General features: G+C 62.0%; 19 protein-coding genes. 5 read left to right on the forward strand and 14 right to left on the reverse strand.

Annotation, left to right across the window (positions count from 1 at the left end):
* Positions 1 to 3 precede the first annotated feature (3 nt).
* On the reverse strand, positions 4 to 762 hold the full coding sequence (locus tag ABQE93_RS02520) for an isocitrate lyase/PEP mutase family protein (protein ID WP_448405686.1): 759 nt from the start codon (positions 760 to 762) through the stop codon (positions 4 to 6).
* 129 nt (positions 763 to 891) lie between these two features.
* Between ABQE93_RS02520 and ABQE93_RS02525 the strand changes: the two genes are divergently transcribed.
* From ABQE93_RS02525 to ABQE93_RS02540, 4 genes are read left to right on the forward strand one after another with little or no spacing between them, the layout of a single operon-like run.
* Complete coding sequence (locus ABQE93_RS02525; protein ID WP_448405687.1) at positions 892 to 1,188, forward strand: Rv0250c family protein; 297 nt, start codon at positions 892 to 894, stop codon at positions 1,186 to 1,188.
* A gap of 43 nt (positions 1,189 to 1,231) precedes the next feature.
* On the forward strand, positions 1,232 to 2,053 hold the full coding sequence (locus ABQE93_RS02530; RefSeq protein ID WP_448405688.1) for a succinate dehydrogenase subunit SdhC: 822 nt from the start codon (positions 1,232 to 1,234) through the stop codon (positions 2,051 to 2,053).
* 36 nt (positions 2,054 to 2,089) lie between these two features.
* A complete protein-coding gene (locus ABQE93_RS02535; RefSeq protein ID WP_448405689.1) occupies positions 2,090 to 4,006 on the forward strand; it encodes a fumarate reductase/succinate dehydrogenase flavoprotein subunit in 1,917 nt (638 codons plus the stop codon).
* Positions 4,003 to 4,752 (forward strand): succinate dehydrogenase/fumarate reductase iron-sulfur subunit, encoded by a 750-nt coding sequence (locus ABQE93_RS02540; protein ID WP_448405691.1) that lies wholly within the window; start codon positions 4,003 to 4,005, stop codon positions 4,750 to 4,752. Before ABQE93_RS02535 ends, ABQE93_RS02540 begins: the two co-directional genes overlap by 4 nt.
* A 38-nt stretch (positions 4,753 to 4,790) precedes the next feature.
* Here the strand turns inward: ABQE93_RS02540 and ABQE93_RS02545 are convergent, their stop codons facing one another.
* The 13 genes from ABQE93_RS02545 to ABQE93_RS02605 all read right to left on the reverse strand — a co-directional run bounded on the left by ABQE93_RS02545 (position 4,791) and on the right by ABQE93_RS02605 (position 17,923).
* On the reverse strand, positions 4,791 to 5,276 hold the full coding sequence (locus tag ABQE93_RS02545; RefSeq protein WP_448405693.1) for a lipoprotein LpqH: 486 nt from the start codon (positions 5,274 to 5,276) through the stop codon (positions 4,791 to 4,793).
* Positions 5,240 to 6,694, reverse strand: coding sequence for an MCE family protein (locus ABQE93_RS02550; RefSeq protein WP_448405694.1), 1,455 nt, complete (start codon positions 6,692 to 6,694; stop codon positions 5,240 to 5,242). Before ABQE93_RS02550 ends, ABQE93_RS02545 begins: the two co-directional genes overlap by 37 nt.
* 1 nt (position 6,695) lies before the next feature.
* Positions 6,696 to 7,814 (reverse strand): MCE family protein, encoded by a 1,119-nt coding sequence (locus ABQE93_RS02555; protein WP_448405695.1) that lies wholly within the window; start codon positions 7,812 to 7,814, stop codon positions 6,696 to 6,698.
* Positions 7,815 to 7,837: 23 nt separating this feature from the next.
* Positions 7,838 to 9,145 carry an MCE family protein gene (locus tag ABQE93_RS02560; protein ID WP_448405696.1) on the reverse strand — a complete coding sequence of 436 codons (1,308 nt, stop codon included), beginning with the start codon at positions 9,143 to 9,145 and terminating at the stop codon, positions 7,838 to 7,840.
* Complete coding sequence (locus ABQE93_RS02565; RefSeq protein WP_448405698.1) at positions 9,142 to 10,422, reverse strand: MCE family protein; 1,281 nt, start codon at positions 10,420 to 10,422, stop codon at positions 9,142 to 9,144. The genes ABQE93_RS02560 and ABQE93_RS02565 overlap by 4 nt, the downstream gene beginning before the upstream one ends.
* On the reverse strand, positions 10,419 to 11,447 hold the full coding sequence (locus ABQE93_RS02570) for an MCE family protein (RefSeq protein ID WP_448405700.1): 1,029 nt from the start codon (positions 11,445 to 11,447) through the stop codon (positions 10,419 to 10,421). Before ABQE93_RS02570 ends, ABQE93_RS02565 begins: the two co-directional genes overlap by 4 nt.
* 18 nt (positions 11,448 to 11,465) lie before the next feature.
* Entirely contained in the window at positions 11,466 to 12,911 is a 1,446-nt protein-coding gene (locus tag ABQE93_RS02575) for an MCE family protein (protein WP_448405701.1), read from the reverse strand.
* Positions 12,912 to 12,916: 5 nt separating this feature from the next.
* The gene (locus ABQE93_RS02580; protein ID WP_448405702.1) at positions 12,917 to 13,768 is read right to left on the reverse strand and encodes an ABC transporter permease; all 852 of its coding nucleotides are present in this window, start codon (positions 13,766 to 13,768) and stop codon (positions 12,917 to 12,919) included.
* Positions 13,765 to 14,568 carry an MlaE family ABC transporter permease gene (locus ABQE93_RS02585; protein ID WP_448405703.1) on the reverse strand — a complete coding sequence of 268 codons (804 nt, stop codon included), beginning with the start codon at positions 14,566 to 14,568 and terminating at the stop codon, positions 13,765 to 13,767. The genes ABQE93_RS02580 and ABQE93_RS02585 overlap by 4 nt, the downstream gene beginning before the upstream one ends.
* 287 nt (positions 14,569 to 14,855) lie before the next feature.
* Positions 14,856 to 15,620 carry an SDR family NAD(P)-dependent oxidoreductase gene (locus ABQE93_RS02590; protein ID WP_448405704.1) on the reverse strand — a complete coding sequence of 255 codons (765 nt, stop codon included), beginning with the start codon at positions 15,618 to 15,620 and terminating at the stop codon, positions 14,856 to 14,858.
* Positions 15,621 to 15,625: 5 nt separating this feature from the next.
* Complete coding sequence (locus ABQE93_RS02595) at positions 15,626 to 16,831, reverse strand: cytochrome P450 (RefSeq protein WP_448405705.1); 1,206 nt, start codon at positions 16,829 to 16,831, stop codon at positions 15,626 to 15,628.
* Entirely contained in the window at positions 16,831 to 17,049 is a 219-nt protein-coding gene (locus tag ABQE93_RS02600) for a ferredoxin (RefSeq protein WP_448405706.1), read from the reverse strand. The genes ABQE93_RS02595 and ABQE93_RS02600 overlap by 1 nt, the downstream gene beginning before the upstream one ends.
* 151 nt (positions 17,050 to 17,200) lie before the next feature.
* Positions 17,201 to 17,923: a GntR family transcriptional regulator gene (locus tag ABQE93_RS02605; RefSeq protein WP_448405707.1), complete on the reverse strand. Its 723-nt coding sequence runs from the start codon at positions 17,921 to 17,923 to the stop codon at positions 17,201 to 17,203.
* A gap of 236 nt (positions 17,924 to 18,159) precedes the next feature.
* Here ABQE93_RS02605 and ABQE93_RS02610 point away from each other — a divergent pair, with 236 nt between their 5' ends.
* Positions 18,160 to 19,146, forward strand: coding sequence for a cyclase family protein (locus tag ABQE93_RS02610; RefSeq protein ID WP_448405708.1), 987 nt, complete (start codon positions 18,160 to 18,162; stop codon positions 19,144 to 19,146).
* The last annotated feature ends 23 nt before the right edge of the window (positions 19,147 to 19,169 follow it).

Consider the following 19,169-nt stretch of genomic DNA (forward strand, 5'->3'; position numbering starts at 1 on the left):
AATCTATGCCCAGCGCTGCAGTATCTCGGTGGCCCGCCCCGCCAGTGCGCCCTGCAGGAATGGCCCGAAGCTGATCCGGCCGACGCCGAGCGGGCCGAACGAGGCGGGGTCATCGGAGTCCGGCACCGCGATCGCGTTGATCGGCAGCGGAAGCTCGGATGCCAACCGACGCAAGGTCTCCGCATCATGTCGACCGACCGGATACAGCACGTCGGCGCCCTCGGCGGCGGCCACCTTCAGCCGCGCGATCGCCCGATCGACGCGGTCGGATTCCTCACCGTCCTTGCGTAGAAACAGATCGGTGCGGGCGTTGACGACCACGTGCACGCCCGCGCTGTCGGCGGCGCGGCGCAGCGCGCCGACGAACTCGGCGTGTTCGGTGACCGAGCGCAGCCTGCCGCCTTCGCTGTGCACGGTGTCCTCGATGTTGAGCCCGACACCGCCCGCGTCGAGCAGGCCTTCGATCAGGCGGGCGGGATCCTGGCCGTAACCCGATTCGATATCGACCGAAACGGGGACGTCGACCGCGCCGGTGATCTGCTTGACGCGGGTCAGCAGATCGGAAAACGTCATGCCCTCCCGGTCGGCTTTTCCGACCGAGTCGGCGACGGGATGGCTGCCGACCGTCAACGCGGCAAACCCGGCGTCGACCGCGAGGCGCGCCGACCACGCGTCCCACACCGTCGGCAGGATCACCGGGTTGCCGGGCTGGTGTTTGGCCAGCAGGGCGTCGGCCCGCTTCACCAGGGTTTCTTCGGGCATCGGCCCACCTCCGTCTGTCGGCATCGTTCCAGGTCGGACAACGTGATCTGTCTCACGCCGAACCGATTGATGTGGCTAGCATCATGTGTCGTACGGTGATTCCTGACACCTTCAGCCCAAGGAGGTCAATTGTCCAGCACTACCGAACTTGCCGAGCTGCATGAGCTCATCGGCAGAATGCGGCGGTGTGCGACTTCGCTGGCGTCGAGATACGGGGACACCCCCGCCACCCGACGCATCGTCAACGATGCTGAACGCCTTCTCAACGACATCGACCGCCTCGACATCGACCTCGACGAGCTGGAGCTGACCCGCGGTGTGACCCATCAGCAACGTCCCGCCGAGCGCATCCCCATCCCGGACACCAGCTACGACACCGACTTTTGGCGCGGGGTCGACGACGAAGGTATCGGTGGCACGCGATAAGCGCGTGTCACCAGCGGGATACCTCTTACACCGAAAGGCAACAGTGAGCGCACCGACCGCCGACCGCAAGGCGACCGGCGTCTTTTCGCCGGGTCGAGCCCAGATTCCGCAGCGCACCCTGCGCGTCGACCGTTGGTGGATGCCGACGGTGTGGACCAACCTCGGGCTGGCCGCATTCGTCATCTACGCCACCGTCCGCGCGTTCTGGGGCAGCGCCTACTACGTCGCGGACTACCACTACCTGACGCCGTTCTACTCGCCGTGCGTCAGCACCGCATGTGTGCCGGGTTCCAGCCACCTGGGTCAATGGGTCGGCGATCTGCCCTGGTTCATCCCGATGGCGTTCATCTCGCTGCCGTTCCTGCTGCTGTTCCGGCTGACCTGCTACTACTACCGCAAGGCCTACTACCGGTCGGTGTGGCAGTCACCGCCGGCCTGCGCGGTGGCCGAGCCGCATTCGACCTATACCGGTGAGACGCGCCTGCCGCTGATCATCCAGAACAGCCACCGCTACTTCTTCTATGTGGCGCTGGCGATCACGCTGCTCAACACCTACGACGCGCTCAACGCATTCCGCTCACCCGAGGGTTTCGGGTTCGGCCTGGGCAACGTGATCCTGACCGCCAACGTCATCCTGCTGTGGGGTTACACGGTGTCGTGCCACTCCTGCCGTCACGTCACCGGTGGACGGCTCAAGCACTTCTCCAAACATCCTGTGCGCTACTGGCTTTGGACCCAGATCAGCAAGCTCAACACCAAGCACATGCAGTTCGCCTGGATCACCCTCGGCTCGCTGATGCTGACCGACTTCTACGTCATGTTGGTGGCCAGTGGGGCGATCACCGACCTGCGATTCATTGGCTGACAACGTAATTCGTGAACTAATTCGAGGCGAGGATTGATGGCTGAAGTTGAACGGCACTCCTACGACGTCGTCGTGATCGGTGCCGGTGGTGCTGGTCTGCGCGCTGTCATCGAGGCGCGCGAACGCGGCCTGAAGGTCGCGGTCATCACCAAGTCGCTGTTCGGTAAGGCACATACCGTGATGGCCGAGGGCGGCTGCGCGGCCGCGATGGGCAACGCCAACCCGAAGGACAACTGGCAGACGCACTTCAAGGACACCATGCGCGGTGGGAAGTTCCTGAACAACTGGCGCATGGCAGAACTGCACGCCAAGGAAGCCCCGGACCGGGTCTGGGAGCTGGAGACCTACGGCGCGCTGTTCGACCGCACGAAGGACGGCAAGATCAGCCAGCGCAACTTCGGCGGGCACACCTATCCGCGGCTGGCCCACGTCGGTGACCGCACCGGCCTGGAGATCATCCGCACACTGCAGCAGAAGATCGTCTCGCTGCAGCAGGAGGACAAGGCCGAGTTCGGCGACTACGAGGCTCGGATCCGGGTGTTCCACGAATGCACGGTCACCGACCTGCTCAAAGACGGGGACAGGATCGCGGGCGCGTTCGGCTACTGGCGCGAGACCGGCAAGTTCGTGCTGTTCGAGACGCCCGCGGTGGTGCTGGCCACCGGCGGCATCGGCAAGTCCTACAAGGTGACGTCGAACTCGTGGGAGTACACCGGCGACGGGCATGCGCTGGCGCTGCGCGCCGGCGCCACGCTCATCAACATGGAGTTCGTGCAGTTCCACCCGACGGGCATGGTGTGGCCGCCCAGCGTGAAAGGCATCCTGGTCACCGAGGGTGTCCGCGGCGACGGCGGGGTGCTGAAAAATTCCGAGAACTCTCGCTTCATGTTCGACTACATCCCGGCGGTGTTCAAGGGCCAGTACGCCGAGTCCGCCGACGAGGCCGATCAGTGGCTCAAGGACAACGACTCCGCGCGGCGCACCCCTGACCTGCTGCCGCGGGACGAGGTCGCCCGCGCCATCAACTCCGAGGTCAAGGCGGACCGGGGCAGCCCGCACGGCGGCGTCTACCTCGACATCGCGTCGCGGCTGCCCGCCGAGGAGATCAAACGCCGGCTGCCGTCGATGTACCACCAGTTCATGGAGCTCGCCGAGGTCGACATCACCAAGGAGCCCATGGAGGTGGGCCCGACGTGCCACTACGTGATGGGCGGCGTCGAGGTCGATCCCGACACCGCGGCGGCCAAGACGACCGGCCTGTTCGCCGCCGGTGAGTGTGCGGGCGGTATGCACGGCTCCAACCGGCTCGGCGGTAACTCGCTGTCGGACCTGCTGGTGTTCGGTCGGCGCGCCGGTCTCGGTGCCGCCGATTACGTGCGTGCGCTCAAGGAACGGCCCAGGGTGTCCGAGGAGGCCGTCGCCAGCGCGACCGAACTGGCGCTGTGGCCGTTCGAGGATCCGGCCGACGGTGGCCCGACCGAGAACCCCTACACGCTGCAACTGGACCTTCAGGACACGATGAACTCCCTGGTCGGCATCATTCGCAAGGCCGACGAGGTGTCCGAAGCGATCGAGAAGCTCAAAGAACTCCGCGAACGCTACAAGCGTGTTCGGGTGGAAGGCGACCGGCACTACAACCCCGGTTGGCATCTGGCCATCGACCTGCGCAACATGCTGCTGGTCAGCGAGTGTGTGGCCATGGCTGCGCTGGAGCGCACCGAGAGCCGCGGCGGCCACACCCGCGACGACTACCCGTCGATGGAGTCGGGCTGGCGCAAGAAGCTGCTGGTGTGCCGGGCGGAAGGGGATTCGCCCGTACCGGACATCACCATCGCCCATGAAGACCAGGTCCCGATGCGCGAGGACCTACTCGAATTGATCGACCTAGACGAGTTGGAGAAGTACTTCACCCCAGAAGAGCTCGCCAACCACTCAGCAAGGAGGGGCGCATGAGCTACCAGGCAAAGCTGCGGGTCTGGCGCGGTGACAACGACGGCGGAGAACTGCAGGACTTCACGGTCGAGGCCAACGATGGTGAGGTGGTGCTCGACGTCATCCATCGGCTCCAGCAGACGCAGACCGGCGACCTGGCCGTGCGGTGGAACTGCAAGGCCGGCAAGTGCGGCTCCTGCTCGGCGGAGATCAACGGCATGCCGCGACTGCTGTGCATGACCCGGATGTCGACGTTCGACCCGTCCGAAACCATCACCGTGACACCGCTGCGTACCTTCCCGGTGATCCGCGACCTCGTCACCGATGTGTCGTTCAACTACGAAAAGGCCAGGGAGATCCCGTCTTTCACGCCGCCGAAGGAGCTGCAGCCGGGCGAATACCGGATGCAGCAGGTCGACGTGAACCGCTCGCAGGAGTTCCGCAAGTGCATCGAGTGCTTCCTGTGCCAGAACGTGTGCCACGTGACGCGCGACCACGAGGAGAACAAGAAGGCGTTCGCCGGCCCGCGGTACTTCATCCGGACCGCGGAACTGGAGATGCACCCGCTCGATACGGCGGATCGGCGCGATCAGGCTCAGGACGAGTTCGGCTTGGGCCTGTGCAACATCACCAAGTGCTGCACTGAGGTATGCCCCGAGAACATCAAGATCACCGACAACGCGATCATCCCGATGAAGGAACGCGTCGCCGGTCGCCGGTATGACCCGGTGGTGTGGCTGGGCAACAAGCTGTTTCGGCGGGGTTAACGGTACCGCTGCTGAACCTCCCAGCCGCGGCACCAGTTTCAACACGACACGTTTATCACAAATGATTCGGTTGTCGGTCTGCTGGGATTGCGGTTGGCGTCGAAACCGTCAGCAACACCTGAGATCTGATATGTCGCGCCGTCGAGAGTAACCTTCGCCTCCCCTCCAAGCCCGGCGTTGTAGCTACCGCTGAAACCGGCGACGTCATGCAATCGAACCCACTTGACTGCCAGCTCATCGGTACTCGAAATCATGGCGACAGCTACCGGGCGTTCCACTCCGACACTGATCATCGTCAAGTGCTCGTTGGGCACACAGTCCACGGCCTCGGCCTTGCCAGCATCCTTGCCCCCGACGCTGAGCCGCGCCGTACCGGGCGCCAGTTGTCCGGGTTCCTGGTGCACCGCAACCGATGCACAGCCGGCAGCGCCAACCGCGAGGAGTACCGCCGCAGCTGCACAGCGCCTTTTCATCACACCCTCGGCGCTTAGCTTCCGCTCGGGGGTATCAACATCTGCTGCCATGACTTCTCCTCCCCGGCGCGTTCGCTTAGGTCACGTTGGGTGTAGACCTGCCCGTCGGGCCCGACATATGTACCGGTGGCAGGGTCGTACGGTACGACGGCGATCGGCGGCGGTTCAGCGGCTGGCGCAGGTGCCGCCTCACCGGGCGGGAACTGTGGAATGTCCTGTCCTGACAACGTCGCGTTCGGGTCACCCTTCCAGTTCACCCCGTCGTTGAGAGGCACGTACTCTTCGTCGCTCTCGCACATTTGTACCGTCGGTGCGCGCTTACCCGGCCGCGTCGCACACGGCAAGTTGCGGGCGCCACGGACCGCGGTGATCTGGGAATCTTGCGGGATCCGGCAGTAGAAGCTGCCTTCCGGAATATCTGGTGCGTCTTGATAACTAGCGGCCCGCTGCTGCTGAGCGGGAAGGAACCCGGTTGTGCAGGGCGGCGGTGCGTTTAGATTCAGGTTGAAGCTCAGATAGGCGCCCGCGTAGTCCTGCTTGGTACCCGCGTTGGCCAGCAATATCCCTTGCACATTCCCCACTGCCTGCGGCACCGCCACGAGCAGCGTCTCGATGTTGTCTCGGTACGCAACCGCCACTTCGCCGACGCTGACCAAGTTGGCCAGTATGACCGGCAGGGTCGGCTTAACCCGGTCGAGCAGTAGCCGCACCTCATCGGTGGACCGACTGCCCTTCTTCAGCAGGCCTTCGACATCGGCGTCATTGTCCTTCAGTTGCGTTGTCACAGTCGCCAGGTTGGATGCCCATGCCTGAATGGAGTCCGACGAGTTGATCTGGGTGTCCAACACCGGCTTTGACTCATCGATCAACGCGACGATCGAGTCCAGGTTTTCCCGTGCGCCTCTGGACAGCGTGATGGTGTTCTTGAGTAACCGGGACAGGTCCGGGCCGAGACCACCGACCGCCGCATACGATTCATCGACGACGGTCTTGAGGTCATCGCGGGGTATCGCCTCAAGCCCACGGTTGGCAGAAGCCAACAGCGAGTTGATATTCGGTGGGATGGTGGTTCGGTCGGCCGAAATCACATCGCCATCTTTCAACGGTGGTGCAGTCGCATTACGGGGCAACAACGCCACATACTGTTCACCTACCGCCGAAACACTATGCACCTCAGCATCCAGGTCAGCGGGAATGTCAATACCCGCTTTCAAACTGAGTACAGCTGCGGCCCCGGCATCGGTCAGACGGACGTCGACTATCCGTCCGACCTTGACACCGCGGTATGTGACGTTTCCTTCCTTGTACAGCCCACCTGCATCGGGCAACTGCACGGTCACGGTGTAATGACCCACTCCGAAAAACGCTGCGGGAATCCGCATATACCCGAAGAACATCACCGAGATCGCAAATACTGCGATCACCATGAAAACCATCAATTGGATCTTGACTGATCGTTTCAAACGCATGTCACGGCCCCTGATCGAAACGGTATGGAGCAACCAGCGGATTGGCCGCCGTGTACGGACTGGGCATCTGGCCGATGGTGCGTCCCCACTGCAACTCGAGTTCGGTCAGATCACCCTCCCAACGGGTACCGGTGAACAATGACGCGTCGATACGACTCAGCGTCAGGTCGACCACGGCGGTGAGATTCGCGTAGTCGCCCCGGATCCAGTTTTCCAGCGTCGGTTTGGGAAACGGCAGCGTCGACAGCAGATCTAGGGAGCGGGTCAGCGACGGTCCGGCATCCGCAAGTGATTTCAATACGGGGCCCACGTCTTGCAGTTCCTTGATCAGATTCTCTTTGGTCTGTTCGACGGTGTCAGTTACCAACGCGCTGAGCTGGCCGCCCTTGGCCATCGCATCGGCGAGGATTTCGCGCTCGTCCTTGAGGACTGTCAACGCCTGCGGCACGGTCTCCAGGGCTTTGTCTATCACCGGCTTCTGCTCGGCGAATTGTCCGACAAGGCTATTGAGGCTGTCGACCGCCGCGATGATGTCGTCCTTTTGGTCATCGAGATGGCCGACAAACACATCGGATTGCTCGATGAGGCTTCTCAGGTCATCCTCGCGGCCGGTGAACGCTGTGCTCAGTGTGGTGATGATGTCTTGCACATGCCCGACACCACCTCCGTTGAGAACCATCGCGACCGCGGCGAGGGTCTCTTCTGTGGAAGGGGTCACTCCCGCTGACGACAGCGGAATCAGCGCCCCGTCCGTTAGTCTGCCTTCCGGCGGAACGTCGGTCGGTGGCGCCAACTCGATGTGTACCGATCCCAGCAGGCTGGTTTGGCCGAGGGTGGCCGTCGCGTTGGCCGGCAGATCGACGTCACCGTCGAGTGTCATCGTCACCAAAGCGTGCCAACCCTGCACTTCGGTTTTCGCCACGTTTCCGACTGTCACATCGTCGATGCGAACGCGGGAATTTCGTTCCAGGTTCTGCACATCGGCGAGCTGCGCCTGAATGGTGAATGAACCTGAGCCGCCACCCTTGGTGCCCGGCAACTTCACCGAGTTGAGTCCCTGGAAGTCCGAGCAGGCCGGTAGTGCGGCGACCGCCATCACCAAAAGCGACTTGGCGGCCATCCGGCCGATTCTGGTGGATCTGTTCATCGCGCGGCCCCCTGCGGCACCATCATTCCCAGCAGCCCGTCTTCCGGCGTCGTCGCGGTCGATCCACCGGGAAGATGCTGCGCGGCTTCCTCGGCTGGAAGTGCCGCCACGGCGGCGGGCGGGGGGGGTGGTGGGATGTAGTCGGGACGCATCCAATCTTCGCTGTACGTCAGCTCGTTCGGCCGTGCCGTTGCACCGACGAACGGGTTCATTCCGAGCGGGGGAAAGTTGAACTGACGGTTCTTGACGATGGGCGCGAGGTACTGAACACAGAGCTTCGCGGATTCTTCAGCGCCCAACTGTGACGCCGCCTGGATTGCACCGCACAAGAACTGGACCGGATTGGCGAAGTTGTTGGCCGCCAAGATGCCAGTCAGGGTGCCCTGCGCCGGCTGGTAAATGTTGACGAAGTTCTGTGCGGTCGTTGGGAAGACATGAAGTGCTTGCTTGATGTCGTCGAGACTCTCGATGACCGCGTTGGAAACCGATGCCAGCTTGTCCGAGGTGACACCCAGTGCCTCCCGGTTCTCCGCCACAAATCGGGTGGCATCACCGGCAACGTCACTCAAGTCCCGGATCGCATTTCCCACTTCGTTGGGATCGTTGGCCACCAGTCGCGTCGCTGCAGCTAGGTTCTGGTTCAGCGTCGTGAGCAGTTCGTCACTGCTCTCCAGCGCTGACACCAGGGTCGACAAATTCTTGATCGAGGAGAACAGGTCGTCGCTGTGATCACCGAGCGTGGAGAGCGCGCGCGACAACTTCGTCAGGCTATCGCGGATGTTCATACCCTCGCCGCGCAGGTTGTCGGCGGCGGTGCTGACGAAACCGCCGAGGGTGCTCACACCACCGGGCTCCGTTGGTTGCAGTGTCTCGGTGAGCTTTTCGAGTTGTACCCGCAGGTCGTCCCACTCGACCGGGACGGCTGTGCGGTCCTGGGGAATGATCGCGTCGTTCTGCATTGCCGGACCGGTGCTGTAGGCGGGGGTCAGTTGGATCGCCCGAGCGGTGATCAAGGTCGGCGACAAGATGACTGCTTTTGCGCCGGCCGGTACCTGATATTTGCTGTCGTACCAGAATGAGATCTTGACCCGGTCGGGTTCCGGCTCGATCTTTTCGATCTCACCGACGGGCACCCCGCGAATGACCACGTGGTCGCCGACGTAAATGCCGTTGCTGTTGTCAAAGTATCCAACGACTTTGGTACGGGTGACACTTGTCGCCGTCCCGGTTACGACTACGATTCCGCCGATCAGGATCAACGTCAAGGTCACGGCCACCGCGACGGCTGGCTTACTGAGCTTCACTGTCCACCTTCTTCAGCTGGTTGACGTTCACCGACCGGCTCGTCAGCTCCTGATATCGGTGCCGCAGCGTTGGCGGGCGGTCCCGGCGGGGGGCCGCCTGGAGGAGGCGGGGGTAGTGGTTCCCGATAGGGGTACCGGGGGTCGCCGGGCTTGCCGGTGATGGCGTCGGGAAGTGTCAAATGCGGTGCACCGCCCTGGCCGGTTCGCGGATAGGGCACGGGCAGTGGCGGTGTCGCGGGTTGGCCGATTTGCGGGTCAGTGCGCTCAGTGGGCGCGAGGACGTTCGGGTCCAGTCCAAGATCGGAGAACGCGGCGTCGACGAACGGCTGCACGAACTGCCCGGGTAGCAAGTTGACGACGTAAGCCTTGAAGAACGGGCCTGAGGCCAGCGCTTCACCTAATCCGAGCGCATATGGGTTGAGCTTTTTAATAGCCAGTTGCACATCGCCTTTGCGGTTGTCGACGATGGTCAATGCGCCGTTGAGTTTGTCTAACATCGGCTTCATCGTCGCGTTGTTCTCGGCGATGAAGCCCTTCAGCTCTTGGCCTAATGCTGACAGGTTGTTGGAGATGTTATCGAGGGCGGCACTTTGTGTTTGTAGCTCGACGAGCAATGCGTTGGTGTCGTCCACCAACTTCACCACTTGGTCACTGCGTTCGGCCAGCACCGCCGTCGCCTTGTTGGCGTTGCTCAGCAGGTTGCGGAGGTGCTCGTCGCGCTCGCCTAGCGTCTCGGACACGCGCCCAACGCCTTTCACTGCTTCTTTCAAGGCGGGTGCGGTATCAGAAAAGGTCTCCGTGAGGACGGCCAGTGAATCGGACAGCTGATCGGTGTCCAACCCACTGATGGTTTCTGTGAGGTCTCCTAGGGCGTCGGGCAACTCATAGGGCGCGGTGGTCCGTTCGAGGGGAATCGGCTCGGTGAGCTCACCGTCGCCACGTGACGTGAGGGCGAGGTGCCTGGTACCGAGTAGGCCCTCCAGTCTGATCGAGGCTTCGGTTCGTTCTCCCAAATGCACATCGTCGATGTGGAATTTAACAAGCACGCCGGGTCCCTCGAGTTCGATGCTGGAGACCTTTCCGACGTCATAGCCCGAGACGGCGACGGTGCTCCCGGGTTTCAGACCACCCGCTTCGGTGAAGTACGCCTCATAGGTCTTGCCGGTATGGAAGAACGGCAGCTTGTCGTAGTTCAAGGTGATCAGGGCGGCGGCTGCGGTCAAAGTGATGCCGATGGCGCCGACGGTGTAGGGATTGCGTTCGGTGAACCTTGTCATTTCGGCGTGCACCTCCCAGACTTCTGGTCGACGAGCTTGACGTAAACAGGTTGGCCGCCCTTTCCATTTAGCTTCAGCACGACCTCGCACATGTAGAAGCTGAAGAAGTCGCCGTAAAGGGCCAACCTGTCCAGCAATTGGTAGGCCTCCGGCAGCGTTTTGAGCAGGTTGTCGACGTATTCGTGATCGGCAACCACGGCACCCGCCACTCGATCAGCCTCGTGCACAACCGTTTTGACCGGGGGGTTGGCTTGCTTCAAGAGATCGGTGATTGATCCAGCAGCGGCGTTGGCGTATGCGATACCGCTGCTGATGTCTTCCTTACGGTCTTTCAAGCCAGCAACAAGCTCGGACACCGAGTCCACGGCCGTCGCGAACTGATCCGAATGATCGCCAAGCGAACTCAGCACGGTGTTCAGGTTCCCGATTACCTCACCGATTAATTGGTCGCGATCAGCCAGCGTGTTGGTCAGCGACGCGGTCTCGGCGAGGATCGAGCTCATCGTCACACCCTGGCCTTGGAAGGCGGAAATCAGCTGACCGGTCAGTCGGTTCACTTGATCCGGATCCAAGGCCCGGAAAAGTGGCCGGAAGCCCCCGACCAGCGCCTCGAGATCCAGTGCCGGCTCTGTTCGGCTCAGCGGGATAGTCGAGCCCGGGTCTAGTCGTCTGACCTCACCGGGCCCTTGTTCAAGCGCCAGGAACCGGCCGCCAATCAGGTCTTTGAAGCGCACTGAGGCTCGGGTACCTTCGGTGAGCGTTACCACGTCGTTCGCCCCAAATTCGACGAGCACGGTGGAGTCCCGCTGGACGGTGATCTTCTTGACCTTGCCGACCTCCACACCGGCCACTCGCACGAAATCGCCTGGCCGCAAGCCGGAGACATTCGCGAACACGGCCGAATAGGTCTGCTGGGGTTGGAACCGTAACTGCGCGAAGACAGCGATGAGCCCGAAGGTCAACACTGTGCACACCGTCGCATAGATGGCAAGGCGTAAAACCTTTGTATGCAGTCGTTTTTGCATGGATCGTTTGCCTCGTCCTTAGCCGGGTTCAGGTGACGGGAGCACCGGTGCCGGGGTGGGTTGCACTGCCCCTGGATGTGCGGGTTGGAACGGCTCCGCGCCTGGGGGCGGCGGCCCCGGATCGCGGGGCCTACCGGGCGGTGGGGCCGGGGGCAGTCCCGGGTAGCGGGGCGTACCGTCAGGCTCATACAGTTGGGCACCATAAGGCGGCGCACCGGGATAGGGAATCGGCCCCGGAGCGGGCCCGTCCAGATTGCGAATGCTGGGAGGCTCGGGAACTGCCCTCGTCACCGGGAAGTAATTCTCCCAGCCGGGGAACCCGATGCCGGGGTTCGGACGTACGTCGATCCCGGTGCCCCACCCGGTGTTGGTGACCAGATACCGCTGCGGCCAGTTCTGCGAAACATCAGGCAAGGAACCGCAACTCGGCTGACCACCAGGCCCACCTTTGGCGCCGTTGATCGGCAGGTGGTGAGGATAGCGATACGGATCGTCGCCGGGTAACAGTGCGACGTCCAAGATGATCGACTTACCGTTGCGCCCGCCGGCTATCTCACCCCATCCCATCTCCATGGCCTTGGTTGCGCCAAGCAGCGTGCATGTGATTTCCGGATCGTACTTCTTCAACAGCCGGGTGGTCGGCTCCAGGACGTTTATGGCCCGCACCAGGTTCTCCTGGTTCGGTGCGATCAGGTCGATACCGGTGTTCGAAAGTCCAATCAGGTTGACCAGGAACATATCCAATTCTTGTGCATTGTCGACGATGGTCGAGCTTGTGGTACTCGCCCCGTCGAGCACCCTCAGAATGTCCTCTGCCGCGGCCCCGTACGTGTCGGCGACCTCCTTGAGCGCTCGGAAGTTTTCTCGCACAGTTTCACTGCGGGGATTGATGGTGGCCAACACCTGGTTGAGGTCGGTGACCGCGCCCCCGAGCTCATCGCCTTTGCCGCGAAACCCCTCGGCTAGAGCGGACAGCACCGCATTAAGTTTCGCGGTGTCAATCTGTTTGAGCAAATCGACAAGGTTCTGAAACACCGTGTTGACTTCGATACTGACATTGCGTGATCGCACCACCGCGCCTGCCGCAAGCCGATTCGAACTCGGCTCCTGCGGTGTTATCAGCTCGACATACTTGGCGCCGAATGCAGTCGGCGCGGCGATCTGTGCTTCGACATTGGCCGGAATGTACTTCAGCTGCTCCGGATAGAGTTCCAGCTCGAGTCGCACCGGGTTGTCCGACTGAATCGACGCAACACGACCGATCTGCACGCCGCGCAGCTTGACTTTGGCGTCGGCCTCCATCACCAAACCAGCACGGTCGGACATCACAGTAACCCGCGAGTAGGGTCTGAAGTCCCGGTTGAACATGCCTACCGTCAATACGACCAAGCCGATAATGACCGTCAGTTCAATGACAGTCCATACCGCCGGATGCAAACCAGCCTCGCGCCATTTGGGTCTCATCATTGCTATCCCGCTAGGTTGAAATCGCCGGTCTTGCCGTAGACGGCCATTCCGATCATCAGTGTCGTGGCCACCGACACGATCAAAGATGCACGTACTGCGCGGCCAACCGCTTCGCCAACGCCAGCGGGTCCACCCTTGGCGGTGAACCCGTAATAGGTGTGTAACAGCATGACCACAAGAGCCGTTCCGACGGCTTGAGTCAGCGCCCAGATCAGGTCTAGAGGCTTGAGATAGGTAGTGAAGTAGTGATCGTAGACGCCCGCCGACTGACCGAAAGCGTAAACGTAGACGATCCGCGTGGTGAGATAAGCTGCCTCGGCCGACAGACAAAACAGTGGAATGGTCACGATCACACCGGCCATGACGCGGGTTGAAACCAGGTAAGCCATGGAGTTGATGCTCATCACTTCGAGAGCGTCAACCTCTTCGTTGATCCGCATCGCACCAAGCTGGGCGGTAGCGCCGGCCCCGATGGTCGCCGCCAGGGCGATATTGGTGATCAACGGCGCCGATACCCGTGTGGTGACATAGGCGGAGAAGAATCCGCCTACGGCGTCCGCCCCGACGTGACTCAAAGACCGGTGGGCTTCGAGTCCGTTCAGCGCGCCGAGGGACATCAACAAGAACGTGACGATGACAACGGTGCCACCGATTGCGGCCAGAGTGCCGACCCCCAGGCTGGTTTGGGCGATCACGCGCAGCGTCTCCACCTTGTAGCGGACCAGCGCGTTGGGGATGAGCCCGAGCGACTTTGCATAGAACGCGGCCTGGGTACCGGCTCGGTTCCATTCGTCGACGAACCTGTTGAGCGCACGGGTAATTCGGGGCCAGGGTTCGCGGGCGGGTGCGCTCATGGCGCCATCTGCGCATTCATCGCGGTCAGCAGTACATTGATCATGAACAGCGTCATGAAGGAGAAGACGACCGTTTCGTTGACGGCATTACCGACGCCCTGCGGACCGCCCTCCACCGTGATGCCTTTGTAGCAGGCGATCAATCCCGCTGCGATGCCGAAGAGTACGGCCTTGAGGATGGCGATCAAGCATTCGCGCAGGCCGACGAGAAGTGTCAGGCTCGAGGCGAATGCACCGGGGGTGACGTGTTGCAAGTAGACGGTGAATGCGTAGTCGGCCGCCAGGCCGGTTGTCGTCGTTATGGCATTGAGCAAAAGGGCGTTGACTGTCAGAGCGGCCACCCTCGGAACCAGTAATCCGCGGACCGGATCAAGTCCCATGACCCGCATTGCATCGATCTCTTCGCGGATGGTCCGGGCGCCGAGGTCTGCGCACATGGCTGTGGCGCCTGCGCCCGCAACCACCAATACAGTTACCATCGGGGCGATCTGGGTGACGCAGGCAACGCCGGCGGTGGCGCCCCCGATATCGGCCGCGCCGAGCTCCACAAGTAGTGCGTTGAGCAGGAAGACGGCGAATGCGTTGAACGGTATCGACAACAAGATGGCCGGGAGGATTGCCACCCGCGCGACAAACCACGTCTGGTCGATGAATTCCCGCCACGCGAACGGGGGTTTGACCATCTCCACCAGGATGTCGAGAGATACCGCGAAGAAGTCGCCGAGTGCACGTGCAGGCTTGGCAGCGACCCGTAAGGCCCCTGTAGGTGGGCCGGTTTGGACCTCAGTCGGTGCTGCCATGCCAGCAGGGCCCTTCCTCTATGGTCGACAACCCGCATTTAGCATCCTGGATACATTCTGTCCGCTCAAGGTACCGCAGCCAGATCACGCCGTCAATCCTTTAAGTCGTTGTCCCAGAAATGCTTTCCATCAACTGCTTTCGCAGCTTTGCACGATCCCTTCCGGGCGGATCCAGGCCCAAGCCTCGTCGAACCACGTTGAGCGGCAGGCGTATTGGCCCGTCCAGCGTCCGAGCGTCTCTGGCGCCGGGCGTATGCGCATGCAGCCCATCGTCGACACCCTCGCCCTCAGGAGAATGACAAACCCGACGTCCAAGCACCGTCGACAACGAACTCCGCTCCGCTGCAATATGAAGCGGCGTCCGAAGCGAGGAAGCACACAACCTCGGCGACTTCTGCCGGAGCAGCAAGTCTCTTGAAAGGAACCAGGGGTTTCAGTGCTTCCGCGTTGGACTGTCCGACGGTGCCCATGTCAGCTTCGGCGATCATCGGAGTGTCGATCGGTCCGGGGCAGACCGCGTTCACCCGCACGCCTGATTCAGCCACTTCAAGGGCAACTGAACGTGTCATACCGAGGACGGCATGTTTGGTTGCGCTGTATACCGCTTCGCCAGGCATACCCCGAATTCCGTTCATCGATGAGACATTCACGATCGAACCGCTCTGCGCCTGCACCATTCCGGGCAGCACAGCGCGCATACCGAGATAGGGCCCGGTCTGGTTGACCGCGACTACCCGGTGATAGTCATCTAGCGAACTGCCGATCAGCGGTGCGATCCAGAGGACGCCTGCGTTGTTCACCAGTACGTCGATCTGGCCGAATTGGGTTGTCACGTCGGCAACCGCGGTTTCCCACGATCGCTCGCTGGTCACGTCCAGTTCGACGAATACGGCCCGCTCTCCGAGCCGATCGACTAATTCGCGGCCGTTCGCAGCATCGATGTCAGCAGCGACGACCGTTGCACCTTCGTTGACCATCCACTCGCAGACTGCTGCTCCAAGTCCTCTGCCTGCACCGGTGACCAATGCGACCTTTGAGTCCAGTTTCGCCACTGCGGTCATCCGACGTCGAACTTGATCGGCACGGACACGTAGCCCTGGACCTGACCGGGACACCACCGCACCTTCGAATCGTCCTCGATCTCGAAATCCGGGATGCGGCGCAGCAACTCCTCGAGGAGCACTCGCATTTCCAGCCGGGCGATGTGCGCTCCCATGCACTTGTGCACGTGCCCACCGAACGTGAGATGCCGATTGGGGCTACGGTCGGCCACGAACTGCTCCCCTGCGGGAAACTCCCGTTCATCGCGGTCCGCAGAGCCGATCATCATCAGCACCACGTCACCGGCTTTCAGTTGTTGGCCCGCGAACTCGATGTCCTGCAGGACTAGCCGGCTGGGTTGTGATGGCGACCAGAATCGCAGCATCTCCTCGACCGCGCCCGCAATCTTGGACGGATCGGCAGCTAGCCTGTGGCGAAGGTCCGCATCCTTGGCCAGGTGCCAGATCATCGACCCCATCGCCTTTTGCGTGGTGTCGATGCTCGCGAGCAACAACAGCAGGCAGAAACCCAGCAACTCGTCCTGGGTCAGCTTCTTACCGTCGACCTCGGCCCGAAGCAATCGGGACAACACGTCGTCTCCGGAGGAATCCGCGCGCCTTTGTTCGAGCTTCTCCGCGAAGTACTCGTACTGTTTCTGCATCGCCACTTTGGGTGCCTCTGGGTCGGCCGGCGAGTTGTCGACGACCGCTGAAACCCATTCCAGCAGCCGCGGGGCATCATCGTTCGGCACGCCGAGCAGCGTTGTGCCCATGTAGCACGGAATGGGCTCGGCCAGCGTCTTGTATGCGTCACACCGCCCGCTGTCGATGAAGCCGTCGATGAGTCGATTGACGACTGCGCGAATCGGATCCTCCCACAGCTCCCGGGTGCGGCGCGGTGAGAAGACGGGCGCCAGCAGCGACCGATACAGCGAGTGATCGGGGGGATCGAGCTCAATCGGAATCATTGGCGCATCCTGTGGAAACGCCGGGAAGGTGATGCGGCGCGAGGAGAACACGTCTGGCCGGTGGATTATCTCGTAGCATTCCGGATAGCCGGTGACGACCCAGAAGCCGCCGTAATGCTCGCTTCTACCGATCGGGCTGTCGGCTCGAAGTTGTTGGTAAACAGGGTATGGGCATTCGCCATCGGGCGTCGTCGTCATATGGTCGAAATTCGAATAGCCCACCGGGCACACGGTTTGTTCGGTTGCCTTGGTCATCACTGCGCACCCTCACTCTCGTCGATCGTGATTGCCTGTTCCGGGCAATTCGCGCTGACATCGGCCAGCTTCGCCTTCAGGTCAGCTGCATTCATCGGCTGCGCGTCCAAAAAGAAGCCGGCATGCCCCTCGTCGTCGATTGGTGCGAATATTTCCGGCTCGATGGCATAACAACGGCCGTGGCCCGCACAGCGTTCTTCGTCGATGTGAACCTTCATTGGTCGGTGTCCTCGTTCCCAGTTCTTCCCGGGGCTCCCGTTACGCCCGTTCAGCCGATCACAAACCGCGAAGCATCCTGGATACAGGATGTCGGGGACGTTACCGCCAAGAGCACACGTCGTCAATCATTGGCTGCCCGCGATGGCAAGCTCACCCGAAATACGGTGCCAGCCGTAAGGTTCGGCGGATATGTCGCCGTGCCTCCTCTTCAGCGGCACCAGCCCTGCGCTCCACGACCGCTTCAAGAATGCTTTTGTGCTGCGCCTGGGCTTCATCAAGAAACTCTTTGTACGTGTTGTCTGGATTGGCGGCCGTCAGGTTTGCCGCAGCCGTTTCGCGCACCAGCGGCAGATACAACATGGCCGAGCTCGTGCGGATCATTGAGGCAAACGATTGGACTCTGGCATTGCCTGAGGCCAGTGCGAAAAGCTCGTGGAACTCGGCGTGGGCACGGTTGCGACGCACCGGGTCGTATGGGTCAGACGAGCTGGCCATCTCTGACAGCAGCTGTTTGGCGCGGGCTTCGTCCTGCGCATCCAGGCCCTTGCGCGCGGCGAGGCGGGCGGCGAGGCCGTCGATCACCTCGCGCAGTTCATACATCTCACGCAAATCCTCTGGCCCAATCTGAACCACCTCGACGGTGCGGTTGTTGTCGGAACTGCGGACCAACCCTTCACTGTCCAGGACACGCAACGCCTCTCGCAGCGGTGTGCGGCTGACGCCGAGCTGCGCAGCCAGAGCAACCTGAGGAAGCGGTGTCCCCGCAGGCAACGTGCCGTCGACGATGCTCTCCCGAAGCCGGTTGATGACCTCATCGACCAACCGAGGCGTCCTGCGAAGCAATTCGATTCGGGTTGATGCGTCGGCACTCATTGGCTCCTCCTTCGAGGCATCGCACCCCGTGGCCGGCACGTCCTGTCCGGGCCCGGCGACCCGGTGGAGTGACCGCATGGCCCAAGCACGCGGGTTTTCAGGGTTCGCACTCGCCCAACCAGTGTAAAGCAGGGAATCCAGCACGGTCTTGTCGTCTAGCATCCTGGATGCAATACTGCCTGGGGTCATCGAAACGCCTTTGATGCGGGCCATTACGAACGAGAGATTCGAGTGCAGTGGACAGTCTGACCGAGTTCCACCGGGTTGCCGATGAGGTGCGAAATTGGGGCCGTTGGGGCCAGACCGACGAGCTGGGAACGCTCAACTTCATCGACGACGAAAAGGTCCGGCAGGCAGCCAGCCTGGTCAAAAAGGGCAGGGTGTTCCCGCTCGGTATCGAGTTCGGCACGTCGAGCCCACAAGGTGCCCTCGAATTCCGCAACAAGCCGATCCACCTGATGACCGTCGACGGCGGTGACGAAACCCAGTGGGCGCGGTACGGCAGCGACTGGCCGGACAACAACACTGCGCAGCAGATCAGCAAGTACTTCGGCGCCAGTGCCTTTCGATTCAACGATGACATGATCATCATGCCACTTCAGGCGTCGACACAATGGGACGCACTATCCCATGCTTACTACGACGGCCTGCTCTACAACGGCTTCCCGGCGTCCTCAGTCACCAGCGCTGGTGCCTTTTACTGCTCAATCGACAAGGTCGACATCAAGGGTGTCACAACCCGCGGCGTGCTGATCGACATGTGCAAGCATCGTGGTGTCGACTTCCTCGAACCCGGCAACGACATCACGGGAGCCGAACTCGACGCGGCCGCCGCCGCCCAGGGTGTACGGGTGCAGCGGGGAGACGTCGTCGCGATTCGAACCGGATGGATCGCAAAATTCCGGCAGACCGGTAATCCGTTGGAACCGTCCTCGGGCCTGTCCTGGGCTGTCGCATCCTGGCTTCACGAGCACAACGTCGCCGCCGTCGCGGCCGACAACGTCCAGGTGGAGAGTATGGAGTCGGGCGTCGAGGGCATGTTCAACCCGCTGCACCTTCTGACGTTGCGCGACATGGGCATGATGCTCGGCGAGTTCTGGTTCCTCGATGACCTGGCCGCCGACTGCGCCGCCGACGGAGTGTACGAATTCCAGCTCGTGGCTCCGCCGCTGCGAGTCACGGGCGCTGTCGGCTCCCCGGTGAACCCCATCGCTATCAAATAACCGCTCGTCCTTATCGCCCGCAA

The organism is Mycolicibacterium sp. XJ662 (assembly GCF_053484035.1).

Coding starts and splice junctions, on each gene's coding strand:
- ABQE93_RS02555 (WP_448405695.1), bottom strand. CDS start 7,814: ATGGCCGCCAAGTCGCTTTTGGTGATGGCGGTCGCCGCACTACCGGCC.
- ABQE93_RS02580 (WP_448405702.1), bottom strand. CDS start 13,768: ATGAGCGCACCCGCCCGCGAACCCTGGCCCCGAATTACCCGTGCGCTC.
- ABQE93_RS02520 (WP_448405686.1), bottom strand. CDS start 762: ATGCCCGAAGAAACCCTGGTGAAGCGGGCCGACGCCCTGCTGGCCAAA.
- ABQE93_RS02595 (WP_448405705.1), bottom strand. CDS start 16,831: ATGACCAAGGCAACCGAACAAACCGTGTGCCCGGTGGGCTATTCGAAT.
- ABQE93_RS02570 (WP_448405700.1), bottom strand. CDS start 11,447: ATGCAAAAACGACTGCATACAAAGGTTTTACGCCTTGCCATCTATGCG.
- ABQE93_RS02550 (WP_448405694.1), bottom strand. CDS start 6,694: ATGCGTTTGAAACGATCAGTCAAGATCCAATTGATGGTTTTCATGGTG.
- ABQE93_RS02605 (WP_448405707.1), bottom strand. CDS start 17,923: ATGAGTGCCGACGCATCAACCCGAATCGAATTGCTTCGCAGGACGCCT.
- ABQE93_RS02585 (WP_448405703.1), bottom strand. CDS start 14,568: ATGGCAGCACCGACTGAGGTCCAAACCGGCCCACCTACAGGGGCCTTA.
- ABQE93_RS02535 (WP_448405689.1), top strand. CDS start 2,090: ATGGCTGAAGTTGAACGGCACTCCTACGACGTCGTCGTGATCGGTGCC.
- ABQE93_RS02540 (WP_448405691.1), top strand. CDS start 4,003: ATGAGCTACCAGGCAAAGCTGCGGGTCTGGCGCGGTGACAACGACGGC.
- ABQE93_RS02545 (WP_448405693.1), bottom strand. CDS start 5,276: ATGGCAGCAGATGTTGATACCCCCGAGCGGAAGCTAAGCGCCGAGGGT.
- ABQE93_RS02565 (WP_448405698.1), bottom strand. CDS start 10,422: ATGACAAGGTTCACCGAACGCAATCCCTACACCGTCGGCGCCATCGGC.
- ABQE93_RS02575 (WP_448405701.1), bottom strand. CDS start 12,911: ATGAGACCCAAATGGCGCGAGGCTGGTTTGCATCCGGCGGTATGGACT.
- ABQE93_RS02600 (WP_448405706.1), bottom strand. CDS start 17,049: ATGAAGGTTCACATCGACGAAGAACGCTGTGCGGGCCACGGCCGTTGT.